Source organism: Enterococcus sp. DIV0901a (assembly GCF_051711525.1).
Lineage (GTDB): Bacteria > Bacillota > Bacilli > Lactobacillales > Enterococcaceae > Enterococcus_B > Enterococcus_B faecium.
In genome coordinates this window covers 301210-319523 of the sequence record NZ_JBIOMW010000001.1, presented here as the reverse complement: position 1 = coordinate 319523, position 18314 = coordinate 301210, and the positions used below count along the sequence as shown (strand labels likewise).

Here is an 18314-nt window from a genome sequence, read left to right as displayed (position 1 = left end):
ACTATTACTTGCTGAAACCTTTTTTGATAGCTACCCAAATGATATGAAGTAACCAGCTTAAAGCAAATGCACAACTTGCCGTCATTAGATAAGCTACAAGAATCATGACTCCTGAAGGTAACTGCAGCCAACTATCTTTAAACAATAATAACAGTACTTGGAAAACAAATACATTGGCTAAATACGTACGATAAGCATAAACAGACAACCATTTGAACAATGGCAATTTTGGCGAATCGTTTACAATCATTTTGGAAGCGCCTATGAAGACAGCAAAGATGATGACTAAACTGTATAAACTTTGGATCGTATTCAAGTAAGGTGCATTCGCAAAGCTCAAGTCTCCTGGATGTGCGAGCAATGAACGGACAGAAAAGAACGCGATAACTAAGGCAACAGGTAAGAAAAGATAACGTACTCTGTCCAAATATTGATAGACTTTTTCGTGATAAACAAATGCGGCTACCCCATAAATCCCATAAATCATGAAACTAGCAACAAACCGATCTAATAAGTACCAGCTGTCATGATAAGGCCCAGTCAATACTTGTGTTTGATAGAACAGATACCATGCGACATATAAAATCGTTGAACCAATCAATACTGGCCATACATATTTTTTATTAGCAAATACTTTGTAACCGAGCCAAACAAAAAACGGCATGAACAATTGGATCTGCAGCATCATAACGGTATACCATAAATGAGGCGCTCCATCACCTGTGACATATTTCAGTAAAAAGCTTGCAGTATCCGTATACGGAGTTTGTTGTTGGACTGCTGGAAATAGCCAAAGATAAGCCGTCGTCCATAGAAGATACGGAACGACTAGTTCAAAAAACTTTTCTTTCAAAAATTCCCAATAAGACAAATGCTGACTTGTTTTTACCATCGCCGATTGTAAAATTAAGCTAGACAACTAAAAAAGTCATTTGTGCTACACTCAAAATAGTTCCGACCAAAGAATTATAAGGAGTGAGTACAAATGACCTATACCCATCTTACAACGGATGAACTTGTAATAATAGAGTCTTATTTCAAAATTAATCAATCTGTTGCTAAAACTGCCCATTGCTTGAATCGTTCAAGACAAACGATCCATAAAGTATATCTGTTCTTCAAGCAAGGAAAATCAGCCTTAGAATATTATCAACAGTATAAGAAAAACAAATCAAACTGTGGTAGACGTCCGCTTGTTTTACCCGAGGAACAATCAGAATATATTCAAAGAAAGGTTGTTCAAGGATGGACACCCGATGTGATTGTTGGTCGTGCAGCGTTTCCTATTAGTTGTTCTGCTCGTACCATTTATCGTATGTTCAAAAAGGGGCTATTTGATTCTTCTGACTTACCGATGAAAGGCAAGCGTAAACCGAATGGACATCAAGAAAGACGTGGAAAACAAACTTTCCGCCGCTCTATTCATGAACGTGAAAAGGATTATAGCCAATTCTCAAATGAGTTTGGTCACCTTGAAGGTGACACTATCGTAGGTCTGAAACATAAAAGTGCTGTAATTACCTTAGTTGAACGATTATCAAAAGTTATCATCACATTGAAACCGTGTGGTAGACAAGCGATTGATATTGAAAAAAAATTAAATCAATGGTTTGAATCTGTACCGAAAAACCTATTCAAATCCATCACTTTTGATTGTGGAAAGGAATTTTCAAATTGGAAACAGATCAGTAATGTCAATGATATTGCCATTTATTTCGCTGATCCAGGAACGCCGTCTCAAAGAGGCCTAAACGAGAATTCTAACGGATTGTTACGTAGAGATGGTTTATTGAAATCTATGGATTTCAATTCAGTAGATGAATTTTTTATTCAATCTGTCGCATCTAAACGAAATAATATTCCTAGAAAATCACTGGATTATCGAACACCTTTGGAAGTATTTTTGAGTTACGTAAGTATTGATGATCTGTCTAACTTAATTTGACAATTAAGACATATTATAAACAATTGCAAAAATAAACATTGGTGCTGTGTATTTAACGATGACGTAAAAGGTACCAAGAAAAGCTGTATTTGTTGCGCTGTGGCTGTTTGCCAAAGCAAAGCTCAATATCGTTTGCATCATAACAGCCGTTACAGCTGATACTTTCTGGAAGTCACTTACGTTGATTTTGATTTTTTTGTTTTCAAACATCTCTTTCTCTCTCTTTTTCTTTATTACCAAAGTTCTTTGGTTAATTTAGGTCCTTCGACTGTTTTCAATAGAATTTTTTTCTCTGGCTCTCTCAAATACTCTTTTAGTGAAAAACCGCCTTGCCGAGTCACTACTTGGGTATCGAATTGCTCAAAAAAAGCAGGATGCGATTGAATTACCTGAATTGGCAATTCAATCGGTGAATTTGCGTACAGCAGCAAATCAAAATCACTGGTTTCTTTTACTGCCGGAATCCCAGTCGATAATTCAAATCCTAAGCTGCCGCCGATTCCCCATTTACATCCTGATAATATGTTTCTAGCAGCATGAAATTGCTGATAAACAGGATAATCCATGATTTTCTCTTGTCTATACGATTCTTGTTCGATGATGTCCCACGGATGAATGACTTGTTTGACGGCATGTTTTGAGATTTCTGTTGACCATCTCTGATTGCGGGCAGGTCCACGTAAACCAATCGGTAGTATTTCTGCGTGATCCGTCGACGCACGACGAACTGTTCCGAACATCTTTTCAGTTAGAACGACCCATTCAGGCAAGGTGAACCCTTCTATTTCATGTTTATCAAAAAGGACAATATCATGTGCTTGAATCATTTTTTATGCATCCCATTCTTCGTCCATTTTGGCACGGACTTTATTTGTTTCGACACGTCCGAACGTTTTGGCTGTTTCGTTTGTGTATCGATTTGTCAGCATCGTGTCATTTGTATTGCGGACATCTTGAATGGCTTCATTGATTGCTTCGATGACTTTGCTGACATTTTGTTCTGAAGCAGCTTGGTCGGTGATATCTTCTAGGAAATGATAGATCGCTCCTAGTTTTGTATAATTATTGATATCGTAAGCGATAGCTGGAACTTTTTCAGCAGCTGCTTCGATTTCAGCAACCGAACGTTTTGTCACACGTGCAGCACTTTCTTTAGACATCGCTTGGACGGTAATTTCTTTATTGTTTAAAGCAATCAAGCGGCTTGATTGTAATCCATGTGCTAAAAATGCACCTGAAATAGCATTTCCTGCAATCAATCCAATAACTGGATGTCCAGCTTGACGGAGTTTTGCATAAGCAGCAGCACTATTAGCCAAAGCCACATGGATACCGATCAATTCTTCGTTATAGCCGTATGCTTGGCTTGGTACATCGATCACAACGATGATTGGCCGTTTCACTTTTTTGTCTTTATCTTCTTCGTAAACGTGATCCAAAATTTGTCCCATTCGGAAACCTTCAACTAAACCAACTTCACCGTTTCGTACACGGTACATCGGGTTTTTAGGATCAGGTACGATTGATGTCACGATGGCTTCTTCTATGAATTTACTTGATTTACCATAATACACAGTACTAATAGAAGAAGTTGGATTTTTCATGCCAGTTAGTGCCGCAAACCAATCGTAACCAACACTTGCTGCAGCTGGTTCATTTCCTTCTGCTACTTCTGGTAAGTCAATTGATTTTGCTTGATGGTTAGCAATTGCTTCATTGTAATCGTCAATGGCCATTGGTTTTGAAAGATCTAAAGAATCAAGTAATGATAAATAAAATGCTGAGCTTTCACTGCGATGCGTGTCTTTTCGTTCGTCCATTGCTGCGATGACAGCAGCTTTGATTGCTTCTACACTATCAATCACTAATTCATCAATGATTTTTGATTCTACCCGTTGACGAGATCCTAATGTATTCCAAATCAAGTCTTTGTCACTAGAATCAAATTCTCGAACGCCTGCTTCTTGTTCAATAACTTCTGGTCCATTCAAACCGACTCTCGCTTTTTTTGTTGCGATTAAATAACTCATTAATGCTGAAGTAATCGACATACCGCCAAATGATCCTACACGTCCTGGAATCAAACCGATGACTGGTACATATTGTTTTAGAGCAATGATTACATTTCCGATTTCTGAAATAGATAACAGTCCGTAGTTTGCTTCTTGCAAACGAACACCACCTGTATCTAGTACAATGACTGGAAAGATCTCATTTCCTTTTTTATTTTCTTCTAACACATGTTCAAGTGCAGCAACGATTTTTGCACCGGAAACTTCACCGATACCGCCACCTTGGAATTTTCCTTCCATAGCGATTACTACTGCTTGTTTGCCATTGATCGTGCCACGGCTGACAACGATCCCGTCATCACTTTCAGGGACGATTCCTTGTGCTGGTAAACTTGGCGCGATGATTTGATCGAATGGATCAATCAATTCACGTCCATTGTCAAGTAGAGCGTTCACTCGTTCTCTGGCGTTTAATTCTACAAAACTATTTTTCATCTGAAAGTTCCTCCATTGCTTGCGTCAATCGTAGGTACACAACTCCTGGTGTAGCACCGAAGTCATTGATCACGATATCTGCTGAAATTGGATAACGATCAAAAAATCTCGTTAATACATTGTTCCATACTTCGCCGAAGCCATCGCTTCCTGTACAAATTTTTACAGTAGATTCTGTTTTTTCTGTTGGAAACATCAAGATTTCCAAATCTCCTGAACCGACCACTCCTACATGGATTTTCTTATTGATCGGCTGTTTCGTTGGATATTTATAAGCTAATTGTTCCATGGATCTCTCCCCTTTTTGTAAAACAGAGCATACACGTTCTGCTTATTCGTCTTTCTTCTTCCATCTGGGTAAATGGCGACAAAAGGTTTTTCTCGCCAATTTTATGACCAAGTTCTGAATTTCATTGGTGGTTCATACAGGCCATCTGACCATTCGATCAAATCATCGATGGTTTGTGCAGCTAATAATGAACGTTTCGCTTCACTACGTTTGATGCCTAGATCTTCTGGTAATTTCACGATGCCGGCTGCACGCAAGCTATCTAGTGATTCTTTCGTGCTAGTCATTCCAAGAGGTGTAACACCGCCAATTGCTGCAATTGCTGCTTGTCGTTCTTCTTTTGTTTTTGCTTTGTACAAATAAGCAATTCCTTCTTCTGTCACGATATGTGTAGTATCTTCGCTATAAATCATCACTGGTGCATTGGCTAAGCCTGCTTGTTTTTGAACAGCTAGTGCATCTAATTCTTCGACAAAGACTGGTTTTTTATTTGAACCATATGTTTCAACCATTTGAACAACTAATTTTTGGCCTTTCCCTAATGGATCATCATTGTCGCGAAGTGATTGCCATGCTGGTGTAGAATGACGACGACCGCCAGGATTATGTCCCATGTTAGGCGCACCGCCAAAACCAGATAAACGTCCTTTTGTTACGGTAGAAGAGTTTCCTTCGTAATCTAATTGCAAGGTTGAACCGATAAACATATCGATGGCATATTGTCCTGCAGCTTGTGATAATGTTCGGTTACTGCGCATCGTGCCGTCTTTACCGACAAAAAAGACATCTGGGCGAGCAGCAATATATTTTTCCATACCAACTTCGCCACCAAAACTATGGATGCTTTCAACCCAACCTGATTCGATGGCTGGAATCATCGTTGGATGTGGGTTCAATACCCAGTTCTTCGCGATTTTCCCTTTTAACCCTAGTGATTCACCATAAGTTGGCAGTAACAATTCGATAGCTGCTGTATTGAATCCAATACCGTGATTCAAAGATTGTACGCCGTGTTCTGCGTAGATTCCTTTGATTGCCATCATTGCCATTAGAATTTGCAATTCTGTGATGTTTTGAGGATCTCGTGTGAATAAAGCTTCTAATTGATAAGGTTTATCTGCTTTCACGACAACGTCTACCCAGTCACCAGGGATATCTACACGTGGTAAAGAATCGACAACTTCGTTGACTTGAACGATCACGATACCATCTTTGAAAGCTGCAGCTTCGATGATTGTTGGTGTTTCTTCCGTATTGAAACCTGTGTACAAGTTGCCGTCTTTATCTGCTTTATCTGCAGCTACTAAAACAACATTTGGAATCAAATCGATGAATAAGCGTCCATAAAGTTCCAAATAAGTATGGATATCACCTAATTTCATTGTGCCGTCTTCAATCATTTGGGCGACACGCAAGCTTTGTGCACCAGCATAAGAGAAATCGATCTTGCTTGCGATTCCTTTTTCAAAAATATTCAAATGTTCTGGTCGTGAGATACTAGACATGATCAAATGCAGATCATTCACTTTTTCTGCATCTACTTTTTCAAGACTTTCTGAAAGAAAACTTGCTTGTTTTTGATTGTCGCCTTCTAATACAACTTTGTCGCCGGAAGCAATCAGTTTTTCCATTACTTCTACGATTTTTTCAGTTTCTACATACTTGCCATTGAGCAAGTTGCTGATTTTTTCCAATCGCTGCGCTTTTTTTTCGCGTTTAGAAGCCCAGTTGCGGTTTGGTTTTTCCATAATTAGTCATCTCCATTTTTGATATAGAAACGTGGCGTCATCAATACCATGTTGGTCTAGATTGATCGTACGGATCCCTTTATCTACACCAAATTTTGTATGAATCAGCTTTGTCAAAGTATTGCCGGGGGGAAATTCAATCGTCAGATCCATTCCTAATTCTTTTGCCAAGTCCATCATTTGGTTCCACTGCACAGGGAAAGCTAGGTTTTCCAACAAATCTTTACGAATCTCTTCTGCGTCCTGAGTGGCTCTTCCATCCGTATTTTTTATATACAAACATCTAGCATCAGATAGATGGACAGACTGCATATACGGCTTGAATTTCTTGACCGTATCATTCATCAAGAGACAGTGAGATGGCACAGGGACTTTCAGCAGCTTCGCTGTTTGCGCTTGGTGCCGTTTGGCTTCTGCCAACGTAACGGATAAACCTTCGATACTCCCAGATAACGTATGTTGCATCGGACAATTTTCATTTGACAGATAAACTGGATGGTCAGGATCAAATGTTTTTGCTACAATTTCCTCAGCTTCGCTTCTCGTCACACCTACTACTACGCCCATTGCATAACCGCTTGGATAAGCTTCTTTCATTAAGACTGCGCGGTGATAGACTAGTTCCGCTGCATTCTCAAATCTCAAAGATCGACAAGCAACAGCTGCACAAAAAGCACCAATCGAATGTCCTGCTGCAATATCAGGCTGAATACCGTTTTTTTCCATTTCATCTAAATAAAATACTGCTTTTGTCAGTAATGCTAGCTGGATAAAAACCGTATCTTGATAGTTTTCTTCTTTATCAACTAACCGATACCCCGTCACATTTTCTAAACGTTCCATGTACATTTCAGGGATATCCGCTAACATCCCTAACTTCTGACTGCCTTGTCCAGGAAATAAGAAACCTGTACTCATGAGCCTCGCCTCCTCAGCACTTACTTTTTCCACTGCTATCTTAGTCAATTTCTGCTATAATAAAAAATGCCAAAAAAAGAAAAAACCATAACAAAAAGGTATGGATGGGATGGATAATTATGAAATTGCTTCATCTGCAGTATTTTAAAAAAGTATTCGAAACAAAAAATGTTACCCAAGCAGCCAAAGAATTATTTATTTCTCAACCTGCCTTGAGCCGTGCGATCAAACATTTGGAAAACGAATTAGGTGTCCCTTTGTTTTACCATAGCGGCAGAAACATTGAGACGACCGTTTATGCAGAAGAATTTTATCCATATGCAGTCAAGACATTAGACACATTAGAAGAAGGAATCAAATTATTGTCTTCGGTCAATGAGAAGATCGTTACTTCCGTCATATTGTATTTAGAGGTAGCCTCTGTTTCTATTCCGAACTTGGTCCGAATTTTTATGGAAAAGCATCCTGATATCCAATTAACGATCATGCAACATCATTTACCAGATGATATTACCGATCCTGTACTGTACATCACTTCGGAGATGAAGCCTGGCATGACCAATATTCCTATCATGAAAGAACCTGTTTATGTCGCCATTCCTAAGAAACATCCTCTTGCGAAAAAAGAACATCTGCAATTAGAAGATATCCAACGCACCCCCATCTTGATGCTGTCAAAGAGCAACGCCTTCCGTCATACACTGGATGCAGCACTTGAAGCGAAAAGTATCGAATTGACGATCAGTTCGACGACAGATGATCCTGCGACATTACGTTCTATTGTCAAGCAAGGATTAGCTGTTAGCTTTTTCCCAAAAGTTTCTTGGTCTTACGATAAAAATGATCCTTTCGTCTTGCGGGAAATCAAAGATTTGCCCTTGACACGAACAATTTATTTATCTTCTAGCTTCACAGAAGATCATCCTTTGATCAAAATGATTGCAAAAACGATGCGGGAATTTTATTTAGGAAAATAAAAAAAAAGAGCTGGGACAAAATTCTTGTCGCAGCTCTTTTTTCGAACAAACGGTGTTCCAGAAGTAATTTCTTAGAAAATAAGCCGAAATTTCCCAAAAATTTGAGAAGCAATTTTCGTAAATTCCTTCTTATTTCTTGAAGCTAAACATTTCTGTCACAACCTCTTCTCTATTGTCCTAGACATTCATTGCGTTGATTTAAAACTTCCATCAATCAAATCTGCTAGTTCATCTAGCTTTTCTATTTTACGTAGATCAATAGAGATCCAATGTTCTTTATTCATGTGATAGGCTGGAAAATACCCCTCTTTTCCTCGCAAAATTCCGCCAAGTTCAGGATCGACCTTCAAATCAAGAATATTGATGATCCTATGGTCACTTGCATCATCATAGATTTTTTCTTCTGGAACAGACATCAGGACCCCAAACCATTTTTTGCTTTTTTGATGTCTGAATACGCAATAATCAGGAAATTTTTTAAAAATATATTCTGGAGACAAATTGTATGTTTCATTGATGTGATCGATTAGTTCTTTTTTCGTTAGCATCTGCTTCCATCTCTTTCTTATTGATTCGCTTTATTCAAAGATACCACGTAAGAATAGAAAAATGAATACAAGTAGTTGCTAATCAAATACTTCGATATTTTTCTTTTTTATCAACTCTTAAATGTTCAATCCGCCTGTGTTGGTCTTGCTACCATCTACTATTAAAATGTTTATTATTGTTTGCCCACCTATTTTTTGATTTTAGTGGTATCATTTTTCAAGTTCATGATGAAATTCTTATCATCAGTAAATGCTCCAGAAAAATAAACAATGATTGAAAAATCAGTTGAAACTTGACCACCGTTTATTTTCTCCGTATTCTTAGAATAGAAGGGAGTCTGATTGATGTATTCACTAATGAAAAAAATCATTACCGAAAAAGATATTCGACGTCATGTTTCTTTAGTAGAACAATTGCTGAATCATACAAAGATAACCGTAAATGAATTAGCTGAAATCATAGGGACAACCGAACGAACGATTTTTTCTGACCTTCAATCTATTCGCTCTCAGCTGCCCGAAGGCTGGGACATCATCAGCGATCAAGCAGGAATCAGTTTGCAAAACCAGCAAAATTTATTAACAAATGACCTTTGGGAGATTTTTTTCAAACAATCAGTCAGTGTCGAACTGCTGAAAAATCTGCTTTTTACAAAAAAAGTTGCTGTCCCTGATTTTCTAGCCGACCATGGGCTTTCTTATGGGACATTGAAAAGACATGTGACTAAAATCAATCAGCGTTTAGCAAGTTACGACTTGCAGATCGATTTGACGAAATATACAGCTTGTATTCTTGGAAAAGAGCGTGCGATTCGTACTTTTTATCATCGATTGCTGATTCCTTTCACTCATAACAACTATTTTTTCGAGGATTATTCGATCCATGAATCCCATTATTTTCAATTTTTAAGAAACCTCAGTCAAACTGAACTAGCGGTTGAAACAGAAGAGATTTTCGGAACATGTTGGTTCTTTATCAATACGATCCGTATAAAAGCGAATTGCCGATTAGATTCTTCTATCCATACCAACAGCACACTCTCCTCCCTGTATGACTCTGCATTGAAAAAATTGTATTTAACGGAAGGTATTTATCTTAAAGACACTGAGCTTTCTTTTGCTTCTTTCTGCTTTCTGGAAAGTTGGAATTACAACAATAACTATGGACAAGAAACCGCTCGCTGCCTGCATCATTCTCCATTTTTAGAGGTCCTCGAAACGTTTGTAGAGGAACTAGCTTCAGAGCTGTCTCTTGATCAACTAAAAAAAACATCTCTGACTGATAACTTGGCTCTCCTCATATTAAAATATCATGAATCGCCGATATTGATTGAAGCATTGGACCGTCAATACCATCGTTTTTTAGAAACATATGATCAGCAATATGCACACTTGTATCAACAGAAAGAGAATTTACTGAACGATCTAAAAAAAGAAATAGAAATCAATGAACCAAATTACTTTCTCCAACTCTTGTCTCTACTGATCCAACAAACGATTTTTTCTATCAAACCGAATTTGTTCAATGTCTATTTTATTTTCCAAGGAGAACCTTCATGGAAGGCGTTCTTGCAGCAGGAATTAAAAGATTACTTAGGAAAACGTGTCTGCTTCTTACCTATCGAACTAACCGATCTTTCCACTATTTCTTTTGAAAAAACAGATATCTTGATTTCCAATTTCCCTCTAGATTCTCTAGATATCCCTATTGTATACATTTCTTCTATTCCAACGAAAAATGAGCTCAATCGTTTGACTGAACTCACTTTCAAAACTTTTTTATAGTAACGGCTAGCGACTGTATTCTCTAGCTGTTTTTTCTTTTTTGCGAAACAGTTTGTTCATGATCCCTTTTTCTATTTCTACAACTAAGAATAGAAGAATCACATTTGCTCCAATCAATAACTGTTGTGTCATCGTTAAACTTACTGTACCGATCAGCTGCTGGCCGACTGGTAGAAAAATAACCATCCCTTGCAATAAAGCAAGGATACCTAATGAAAGAAAAAGCGCTTTGTTTTGCAAAAGACCTTGGTTCAATGACGGCTTGGACAACTCTCTGCAATTGATCATGTAAACAGCTTGAGCTAAGACGATATTTTGCAGAAGAATGGTTTGCTGTAAGCTTTGCCCTTCAAACTGCATAGCCAATAAATAGGCAGGAACCATGATCAGTAGGGAGACATAGATGATCCGAAACAAATGATAACCAGATAGGATTCCTTGCTTTGGATCTCTTGGTGGGCGCTTCATGATTTCTGGATCTGGCGACTCGAACCCTAGTGCATAAGATAAAGTGATTGTCGTTACCATATTGACCCATAAAATCTGTACTGGGGACAAAGGTAGCGGGCGATTCAGCATAAGTGCCCAAATCAAGATCAATCCTTGAGCTAATGCAGTTGGCAAGAAGAAATTGATGGTTTTTTGCAAATTATCCAAAATCCGCCGGCCCTCTTTTACGGCTTTTGCAATCGTATGGAAATTATCATCTCCTAAAACCATATCAGCTGCCTGTTTGCTTACTTCACTACCTTTGATTCCCATAGCAATTCCTACATCGGATCTTTTCAAAGCAGGTGCATCATTTACGCCGTCTCCGGTCATTCCGACGATTTCTCCATTTCTCTGCAAAGCTTTAACAATTCGCAGTTTATGTTCTGGTGTCGTTCGAGCAAAGACATCGACTATTGGCACTTGCTGAATCAACTCTTCATCAGACATAAGATCCAAATCGATCCCTTCTAAAACTTTGGCAGTATGTTTTAAGCCAATTTGTTCCGCAATCGCTTTTGCTGTGTCTTTGTGATCCCCTGTAATCATTTTCACTGAGATCCCTGCTTGTTGGCATTCCTTTACAGCTTTGACTGCACTTTCTTTTGGCGGATCGATCAATCCGGCGATCCCTGCAAAAGTTAATTGGGTTAAAGTCTCATGCGTGAGTTCCTGTTTCGAATCTACTTTTTTATAAGCAAATCCTAAAACACGCTGACCTTTTCTCGCAAATTCTGCAGCTGTCTGACTCCATGCTTCTTGTTCTGCAGAAGAAAGAGTTGATTTAGCAAATAATACTTCTGGTGCACCTTTGACGTAAATCACCGCTCCTTTTTCCTCCGCATGCATCGTTGCCATATATTTGTATTCAGAACTGAACGGAATCTTTGCTTCTATTTTTTTCAAAGGTAGATTGGCTGTTTCTGTGTGTCGAATCAGCGCAACTTCTGTCGGATTGCCACTTAAATTTTCTGTTTTCTGTTCTTCTTTTGTTTTTAATTCCTGACAGTTTTTCATAATGGACAACACGCAGGCTTCTTCTTTTGCAGCTACATCCACAACTGTCATTTCATTTTTTGTCAATGTTCCTGTCTTATCTGAACAGATCACTGTCATAGAACCTAATGTTTCTACCGAAGGAAGTCCTTTGATGATCGCCTTTTCTTTTGCCATTTCATGTACTCCAACGGATAGAATCATGGTCAAAACAGCTGGCAATCCTTCGGGTACCATTGACACCACCAAAGCAATCGTAGCCGAAAGAAGGATATGCCAATCCATACCATATCGAAATGTCGTAAAAATAACTAAGAATAGGCTCAAACAAAGAATGCCTTGAAAAATTTGTTTGTTTAATCGGTTGATTTTTTTAATCAGAGGCGTCGTTTGTTGTTCGACCGATTGCAATGCTTGATTGATTTTACCGATTTCTGTCGTGTTTCCTGTTTCTACAACGACACCGACTGCAGAACCAGATTGTACAAGCGTTCCTGAAAAAGCCATATTTTTCTGGTCGCCGATCGATTCTTCTTCTGTCAAAACGGCATGACTTTTTTCAGATGCTTCTGATTCTCCCGTCAAAATCGATTCTTCCACTAATAAATCATGTGCTTCGATTAATCGGATATCTGCTGGAACGACATCTCCGGCACGTAAGACAATGACATCTCCTTTTACCAGTTCTTTCGCAGGGATTTTTTCTTGCATCCCGTTTGATAGTACTATCGCTTCTTGTCCCATCAGCTGCTTCAAACCATTCAATGATTCTTCCGCTTTTCTTTCTTGCCAGTAACTAACGAGTCCATTGACGATCACTACGAATAAAATAATACTTCCTTCAATATATTCACTAGAAGCAAATTTCAAAAAAGAGGAAATGATCAACACGATCATCAGCAGATCAGTAAAATGCTTTGCTATTTTTTTCCATCGTTTTGTCTGCTGCCTTGCTTTTATTTCATTATATCCTTGATCAGTCAGGCGTTTCTGTCGTTCTTCTTGCGACAAGCCTTCTGTTGATGTTTGATAGTTTTTCAATACATCTTCTACCGTCAATCTGTACCAGTTCATCCTATCCCCTCCTGTTTAATTGATACTGTTATTATACGCAGGGAAGTTTTTTCAGGCGTATCGATTATTTCAGGGGGGTCTGAAATAATTCGTTTTGCAAAATGTATCTGGGCCTAACTGATATTTCTATTGCTTATTCTTTTATATACAAAATTTAAGAATACAAACCAGATAACCAATAAAAAAGGAATAAAGCGTGTCGTGCTTTCGAATAACAAGCTGAAAGCAATTGAAGTAAAAAACACCAACAAAGCAAGATCTTTATATCTTTGTGTAGTGTTCCGTTTCTTTTCTTTAATAAATTGAACATGTGCACACAAGATCGAAGACCACACAAATAGAAAACAACTCGTTGTCATGCCTGCCAAAAGCTGAAAAAACAATCGACTATCAGCTACAAAAAAATGTAGACAAAGACCGGCAAAAAATAACATTCCTGTAATTAAAATACCGTGTAAAGGTACGCCTTTCTTAGAAAGCGCACAAAACCAATGGGGCAAACTTTTTTCTTTTGCTGTTTGATATAAAATCCTGCTAGTACTGTAGACTGCACTATTTGCTGAGGACAAAGAAGCAACCAAAATCATTAGATTGACAATTGCTGCTCCGCCTTGGCAATGGATCACTTGCAGCATAGTCACTAAAGGACTTTCTTTTAAATCTAAACAATGCCATGGAACAACAAATAAAATCGACAAAATCGTTCCTATATAGAAAAAGAGAATACGCCAAGGCAGACAGTTGATTGCTTTTTTCAAATTCTTTTGCGGATCACTTGTCTCGCCAACGGTTAAGCCGATCATTTCAATTCCAGCAAAACTGAATAAAACCATAGGAAATGAGACTACCATTCCAGCAAAGCCAAACGGTAGTAATTCATCGATCTGTCCAAAATTTTCTTTGATTCCGATAGACTGGGTATGAAAATCTGAGACACTCAATCCTATACCCAATAAGATAAAAAGGAAAATCCCCAAGATCTTGATGATTGAGAAAAAAGATTCCAATTCACCAAACCACTTGACTGCAACAAGGTTGACTGCCATTAAGATCATTAGTGCGCTACCTCCGCTTATCAAAGCTGGTACATGTACAAACCAGAAATGGATATACAATCCTATTGCTGTTAATTCCGCAAGTCCAGCTCCAAGCCAGCAAAGCCAATAAGTCCAATTGACAAAAAATGCCCACTTTTTGCCTAAATAATAGTCAACGAAATCACTGATAGAGTTAAATGTACTATTTGCTAAAAATAAATCACCCATGGCCCGCATCAAACCATAAATAGCCAAACCGCATATCAAATAAACGAGAATAACAGCTGGCCCTGCTGATGCAATTGCCTTTGCTGAACCTAAAAATAATCCTGTTCCAATTGCGCCACCTAATGCGATTAACTGGATATTTCGATTAGTTAGAGTCCGTTTCATTGCCGGTTTTTCCATCAAGTTCACCTTTTTCTTTTTCAAGCAGCATGGCGACTTCCTGTTCCCAAGAAGGTTTCTTTATTTTTTCAATACAGAGTGGTACTACAAACAAAATGACACTGATGGCTGTGACTGCAATTAGATTGATCCATGTTCCAGCTTTCATCGTCAGTCCGACAGAAAATCCGATTGCCGCAAATAAAACAATAACGACAGTCCAAACTCCAAGATTGCTCTTTTTCTCTTTTTTTCCAATTCTAAATGGTCGATTCAACTTTGCATGTGTATAACGCAATCTCAAAACTGCGATCCCCATGATGACATAGACGATACAGTAGATAACAGTAGTTGAATTTACGAGCATCAAAAATGCTTGATTGACGCCAGGAATCAGCAAATAAAAAAGTGCAAAGATTGAGATAATGACAGACTGAGTCAAAATAACGGATTTGGATACGTCAAATTGATTCGTCTTCCAAAAATTGAATTTTGGTGGATACGCACCTTTTCTAGCACTTTCTGTCACTGTCTTTGCTGGTCCTGAGGCCCAAGCAGATAATTGGACTGCTACACCAATGAAGACAAGTAAACTAAACAGATTCACAATAAGATGTGGCAAACCAAGAATTTGGCAATAAATCGAAATAGATTGCGCGATATTATTCAATTCCATTTGTCCTTTTGGTACGACATTTGCTACAACTAAAGCATTCAAAATATTGACGAAAAATATAAAAATTAACGCGGCAAATACTCCGCGAATATACGTTTTAACTGGATTTTCCAATCGAGTGATATACACAGAGGACATTTCGATACCAGTAAAAATAAACATGATCGGCGCAAAATAAACAAATGAGGATGCAGTCGTAGTATCTGGTATTAATTTGTCCCATGAAAAACTGCCTAATGTTCCGGTTGGTACGATCCCAACTTTGATCCACGCAGCAAACCCTAATAAGAGCATCATCGTCAAAGGCACGTACAATCCTAACCAAACACCGACTTTTCCGCCGATTTTTGCCATATCAAATTTCAAATTCAAAAAAGTGATGATCCAATAAACGACTAAAATGACAACTAATGTAAATTTGCTGTTCAAACCAAGCGGCACATTATCGATAATATTACCAAACAACGGAGCGAGTGCTGAAGCGACCATCACCATCCCAGGAAACATTTGGACCCATAACAGCCATGAGACAACGAACCCCCATTTTTTTCCTAGAGCATTCGATACCCAAAGTTCTGGACCACCTTTTTGGGGAAACATTCCAGCAAATTCACCAGAGATCAATGAGATTGGAAAAGCGTACAATAATACTGCAACCAGCATGTAAAAAATCATCGTCCAGCTCGTTGCTGCTACATCTGGAATATTTCGTACACTTGCTACAAGGGCGCAGGTCATTCCGATAAAGGTCATGGTCGTGATTTGCTTTGATGAACCAGTATCTTTCATCTTTATTCCTTCTTTCAATAGCGACATATGTTTTTGTTTTCTTTTATTTTTGTTCAAGAACAGAAATGACAAGGTTTCATCGATTCAGTACAAAACCCAGTATCACCGAAACATCCATTGAACGATCTTAGTGAACTGGGTTTGATACATGAAACGAACGATCCAACTTATAGAACGTTTTATAAAAAAGAATATCTTGGCGAGGAATATATGAAAAACAGGGGGAAATACAATTGTTTTGATGAAGCAAATAATTGTCTGTTCTCCATATGTCTCTTGTTATTCTTTCACACAAAAATCAGTTCTATTGGATGATTTCGTTTAGTTTCTTTTCCATTGCTTTGGCGATTTTTTTTGTATAAAAATTGAAAATTCGATCATCATTCAAATAAGGAGTCATGATAGCCGCACGTAGCAGAGTGATTTTCTGTTCTTTTTTCCATTCTTCTTTCGTTAGACCCATTCTTTCAACAAAACGAATCGGAGAATCACCGTAATCTTCTTGTGTAAATGTAGTATGAGAAGTAATAAACCGTTCACCATAAACATCGCCATCCATATAAGAAGACCGATCGAACATTTTTTCATTTAATTCATTGATAGCGTTCAAATCTGTACAGCCTTGTTCTTTGAATACCCAATTGACCATATTAAAATCAGGATGATTCAATGGATAGACTTCGATTGTTTTTCCTTTAACAGTAAAAGTCAGATGATCGAGAAATTCTCTGAATCTTTGAGCTGCCTCGATTGAAGCCCCAATCAATTGACCATATCCGGTCACATTCAATGGCAATACACGATGTGCTGTCCAGACTGCGGCGGCGGTTGCTCCAGCTTTTGATCCTTCCAAAATATAAGCTCCTAACATATCTGGAGCCTTTACTGATTTTTCAAACACATATGGCGCGAAATAAGAAATGATATTTCTCATATTTTTATGTTTGATTACGATTCCTCCAGCAGCATAAGGGACATAGCCCATCTTATGAGGATCTATCGTGACAGAATCCGCTTCTGAAATAGCTCTGAACCCTTCATATACCTCTTTGTCAATCGTTACGCAGTGGTGGAAAACATGATGTTCTTCAAAGAATTCAGCTAAGGAAGCATACGGCACAAATTCTCCTGCTTCGTTTAGAAACAGTGAACGCGCATAGCCGCCATATGCGGCATCAACATGTAAATAGAAATAGATCCCTTCATCTTTTAACCTTTCTCTTAATTGGACGATTTTATCTACACTGTCTACTTGACCTTCTTCTGTCGTTCCTACGACAGCAACCACACCTAGAATTGGGATTTTTTGTTCAGCTAATTCACGAATTGTTTTTTCCAAAGCATTAATATCCATTCGATAATCCTCTTGAACTGGGATAGCAACCATCTGATCTAAGCCGACTCCGCAAATATCTAACGCCTTCATCCAAGAATAGTGTTTTGTTTGAGGGACCAGCCATTTCCCTAATCTTTGGATATTTTTTCCGCTACGGGAAGAAGCTGCTTTGACCTCATCCATTTCTTCGTCCGTAAAGCTTTCGGTCATTTCCAAAATTTCTTCAACAGATAAATTCAAAAGTTCCCACTCAGACATTTTTTTCACTTTTTCAGGCAGCACTTCCTTGACAGCTAAAGGAATCGATTTGATGCAGCGGGCGTACCATAATCCTTCAAGATTAGCAATAGAACCATCTGCTGCAATGTGTCCCCATCCGTCTGTCATATTGAATAATGAAGCAAAATCCTGTCCTACTTCTGCTTCCATTTGCGAAGTTGCCATAGAAGATTCCAATGCAACATTATTTGGGTTCCACAGCATCGCATAGTTGTAAGCTAATAAAGCAGGCATCAATGTTTCAGCATTCATTTGTCCCCAGTAACGGCCTGCTGAATGCCATGGGATCGATCCTGCGCGTAATCGCTGACTGACTTCATCCAAGACCTCTATCATATGGTCGCGGGTGGCTAGATAATCTGGAGTGAGCTTATCTCCTTCGCTAATTGCAGGCATATCTGAAGGAATATAATTTTCTCTCCATCCAAGATGTTCATCTACCATCTTGTTCAACAACATTTTATAAACTGGTCCATTTTCAGCTTTGTCGCCTATAAAGACGGCCTTGATATCCATATCTTTCATTTTTCTTCC

Annotated in this window: 14 protein-coding genes and 2 pseudogenes; 3 read left to right on the top strand and 13 right to left on the bottom strand. The window is 38.4% G+C overall.

The window, feature by feature from the left end:
• Positions 1 to 4: 4 nt before the first annotated feature.
• Positions 5 to 892, bottom strand: a pseudogene (locus IGL70_RS01555) (acyltransferase family protein); the annotation flags it as partial.
• A gap of 93 nt (positions 893 to 985) precedes the next feature.
• On the opposite strand from IGL70_RS01555, the gene IGL70_RS01550 reads away from it, so the two are divergent.
• Positions 986 to 1945 carry an IS30 family transposase gene (locus IGL70_RS01550; RefSeq protein ID WP_002336308.1) on the top strand — a complete coding sequence of 320 codons (960 nt, stop codon included), beginning with the start codon at positions 986 to 988 and terminating at the stop codon, positions 1943 to 1945.
• 9 nt (positions 1946 to 1954) lie between these two features.
• Here IGL70_RS01550 and IGL70_RS01545 read toward each other — a convergent pair.
• From IGL70_RS01545 to IGL70_RS01520, 6 genes and pseudogenes are all read right to left on the bottom strand, one after another.
• Positions 1955 to 2155 (bottom strand): annotated as a pseudogene (locus IGL70_RS01545) (acyltransferase); the annotation flags it as partial.
• Between the two features lie 23 nt (positions 2156 to 2178).
• Positions 2179 to 2772 carry a malonate decarboxylase holo-ACP synthase gene (locus IGL70_RS01540; protein ID WP_002287544.1) on the bottom strand — a complete coding sequence of 198 codons (594 nt, stop codon included), beginning with the start codon at positions 2770 to 2772 and terminating at the stop codon, positions 2179 to 2181.
• Positions 2773 to 2775: 3 nt separating this feature from the next.
• Positions 2776 to 4452 carry a biotin-independent malonate decarboxylase subunit beta gene (gene mdcD / locus IGL70_RS01535; protein WP_104874061.1) on the bottom strand — a complete coding sequence of 559 codons (1677 nt, stop codon included), beginning with the start codon at positions 4450 to 4452 and terminating at the stop codon, positions 2776 to 2778.
• Positions 4442 to 4741, bottom strand: coding sequence for a malonate decarboxylase subunit delta (locus tag IGL70_RS01530; protein WP_002287548.1), 300 nt, complete (start codon positions 4739 to 4741; stop codon positions 4442 to 4444). Before IGL70_RS01530 ends, mdcD begins: the two co-directional genes overlap by 11 nt.
• Before the next feature lie 101 nt (positions 4742 to 4842).
• On the bottom strand, positions 4843 to 6489 hold the full coding sequence (mdcA, locus tag IGL70_RS01525; RefSeq protein WP_113792365.1) for a malonate decarboxylase subunit alpha: 1647 nt from the start codon (positions 6487 to 6489) through the stop codon (positions 4843 to 4845).
• Positions 6490 to 6495: 6 nt separating this feature from the next.
• Positions 6496 to 7407 carry an ACP S-malonyltransferase gene (locus IGL70_RS01520; RefSeq protein WP_002287550.1) on the bottom strand — a complete coding sequence of 304 codons (912 nt, stop codon included), beginning with the start codon at positions 7405 to 7407 and terminating at the stop codon, positions 6496 to 6498.
• A 119-nt stretch (positions 7408 to 7526) separates the two neighbouring features.
• Between IGL70_RS01520 and IGL70_RS01515 the strand changes: the two genes are divergently transcribed.
• Positions 7527 to 8384 (top strand): LysR family transcriptional regulator, encoded by an 858-nt coding sequence (locus IGL70_RS01515; protein ID WP_002287551.1) that lies wholly within the window; start codon positions 7527 to 7529, stop codon positions 8382 to 8384.
• 185 nt (positions 8385 to 8569) lie between these two features.
• On the opposite strand, the gene IGL70_RS01510 is transcribed toward IGL70_RS01515, so the two are convergent.
• Both IGL70_RS01510 and IGL70_RS01505 read right to left on the bottom strand, forming a co-directional pair.
• Positions 8570 to 8932, bottom strand: coding sequence for an MmcQ/YjbR family DNA-binding protein (locus IGL70_RS01510; RefSeq protein ID WP_002287552.1), 363 nt, complete (start codon positions 8930 to 8932; stop codon positions 8570 to 8572).
• Positions 8933 to 9120: 188 nt separating this feature from the next.
• Positions 9121 to 9303 carry a hypothetical protein gene (locus IGL70_RS01505; RefSeq protein ID WP_002294711.1) on the bottom strand — a complete coding sequence of 61 codons (183 nt, stop codon included), beginning with the start codon at positions 9301 to 9303 and terminating at the stop codon, positions 9121 to 9123.
• On the opposite strand from IGL70_RS01505, the gene IGL70_RS01500 reads away from it, so the two are divergent.
• Positions 9278 to 10717 (top strand): helix-turn-helix domain-containing protein, encoded by a 1440-nt coding sequence (locus IGL70_RS01500; RefSeq protein ID WP_002287554.1) that lies wholly within the window; start codon positions 9278 to 9280, stop codon positions 10715 to 10717. The genes IGL70_RS01505 and IGL70_RS01500 overlap by 26 nt on opposite strands.
• A 6-nt stretch (positions 10718 to 10723) precedes the next feature.
• Here the strand turns inward: IGL70_RS01500 and IGL70_RS01495 are convergent, their stop codons facing one another.
• The 4 genes from IGL70_RS01495 to tdc form a co-directional block, all read right to left on the bottom strand.
• A complete protein-coding gene (locus tag IGL70_RS01495; protein WP_104873859.1) occupies positions 10724 to 13276 on the bottom strand; it encodes an HAD-IC family P-type ATPase in 2553 nt (850 codons plus the stop codon).
• A gap of 113 nt (positions 13277 to 13389) precedes the next feature.
• Positions 13390 to 14721, bottom strand: coding sequence for an amino acid permease (locus tag IGL70_RS01490; RefSeq protein WP_002287558.1), 1332 nt, complete (start codon positions 14719 to 14721; stop codon positions 13390 to 13392).
• Positions 14687 to 16165: an amino acid permease gene (locus IGL70_RS01485; protein WP_002287560.1), complete on the bottom strand. Its 1479-nt coding sequence runs from the start codon at positions 16163 to 16165 to the stop codon at positions 14687 to 14689. The genes IGL70_RS01490 and IGL70_RS01485 overlap by 35 nt, the downstream gene beginning before the upstream one ends.
• A gap of 304 nt (positions 16166 to 16469) precedes the next feature.
• Positions 16470 to 18305: a tyrosine decarboxylase gene (gene tdc / locus IGL70_RS01480; RefSeq protein ID WP_104873858.1), complete on the bottom strand. Its 1836-nt coding sequence runs from the start codon at positions 18303 to 18305 to the stop codon at positions 16470 to 16472.
• Positions 18306 to 18314: the final 9 nt, after the last annotated feature.